The sequence below is a fragment of the Endozoicomonas sp. ONNA2 genome (genome assembly GCF_024606365.1).
Taxonomy (GTDB): domain Bacteria; phylum Pseudomonadota; class Gammaproteobacteria; order Pseudomonadales; family Endozoicomonadaceae; genus Endozoicomonas.
Window position 1 is genome coordinate 1 of sequence record NZ_JAHHPO010000272.1, and the last position, 1,561, is coordinate 1,561.

At 47.6% G+C, this 1,561-nt stretch carries 2 protein-coding genes; both read right to left on the reverse strand.

The window, feature by feature from the left end; genetic code table 11:
• On the reverse strand, positions 1–658 hold a 658-nt coding region (locus tag KDK14_RS04860), incomplete at its 3' end, for an RING-H2 finger protein (protein ID WP_257263892.1).
• Positions 659–921: 263 nt separating this feature from the next.
• Positions 922–1,561: hypothetical protein (locus tag KDK14_RS04865; RefSeq protein ID WP_257263893.1), on the reverse strand; the 640-nt coding region annotated here is incomplete at its 5' end.

Sequence of the window (1,561 nt, forward strand, 5' to 3'; positions counted from 1 at the left end):
AAGTACTGGCCTCAAGCTGTGTCTGGTTTGTTTTGAATTCTTGTGCTTCCTCAAACCTATTGTTGAGAACACAGATTTTCAGGGCCATATTCGCCAGCTCTCGGTTAACGATGTTATGGCGGAAAAAAAAACGGGTAAATTCCATGGTGCCGTGGAAGGTGCCGTGGAAGGTGCCGTGGAAGGTGCCGTGGAAGGTGCCGTGGAAGGTGTCGCGGAATCTGAGGTCACTCATATTCACAACCCTTGCCATGGCTTTTTGCAAGAAACTATCCAATACCGCCAGGGCAACTGCCTGATAGACCGGTTCGGACGATGACAATTCAAGTAATGGCTTGGCCTGTGCGATATTGAGGGTTTCTGCGGCATTTTCCAGGGCCACTTTCAGAGTATCTGCGGTCAGGATAGCGCTGCGGTCATTGATCAGCCGTTGTGCCTGAGAGCAGTTCTCGTTACGGATTGTTGCTTCCTGTGCCACCGGGGTGGCAGAGGCAATTTTCCAGTCTCCAATACATTTAGGACATTTACGGTGTACAAAGTGATATGCATGTCCGTAGCGAGCTACAACGATGTTTTTATCGAATTCCTCCTGACAGATGACGCATACGCTTTTATCGTCATTGCTTATGCCGACCGTGTTAGAGGCTAAAGTCGAAGCCATGCATGATGGACCGTTGATAGCTTGCATAAAAATTAACCAAAATATTTATATTTACCAACTTGGACAGCAATGGGAGCGAAAAGTTTCAGCAACTGCCTGTTGGAGTGTCGATACAGACTTTTTTTGACATCATTAAAGATATTTCCCCTGAGTTTTTATGGTTTGGAAGGTTTGATGAGCTGTCGATAATAAAGCGCCTCATGGGCACGAACTGTTGACAGCTGATTACTTACGATGAGAGATGAGTGCAGGCAATTTGTCAGTCAAGACAGCAGGGCCGCTACAATATCAGGATTTTCGCAGTCAAGGGCAACGTTCAGGGCTTCCTGCCAGGTGGCTGGACTGACGATATCGTGCATGGCTGCCTGATTTTTCAACCAGTACACTGTATTCATGTTGCTGTTCTTTATCGCTTCGAGCAATTGCGCACGCAGACTGCCCTCATCCAGCGCAGGCTGAAGCAGTTGTGGTCTTGCCTGGTGACTGCTGCCGACCGCCTGATCGGTTTGATCAATAAATTCGCTTTTTATCTCCTGTGCCTTTTTGGGCTGCCCCCTGAGCATATAGAATCTCATCGCGGTATCAATCAGGGCGGAATTGACAATGCCATGGCGGAAAAACAGCTTGGTAAATGACATGGTATCGCAGAACTCTGTCACGCCCATGTCCTTAGCCTTGGGCAATCTGGTTTGCAGCACCTCCGCCAGGATTTTCAGGGCAATGTCTTGAGCGTCATCATCAGGCATGACCAGGTTCAATAGTAATTCGGCCTTTTTTTCATTCAATCTCAGGGCCATTTCCTGCAGAACTGTCTGGAAAGTAGTGGTATCAAGTTTTGCCCTGTAGTGCGTTTTGAATTCTTCAGCAGCCTTAAGTTCACCTCTGAGAACACAGATTTTCATG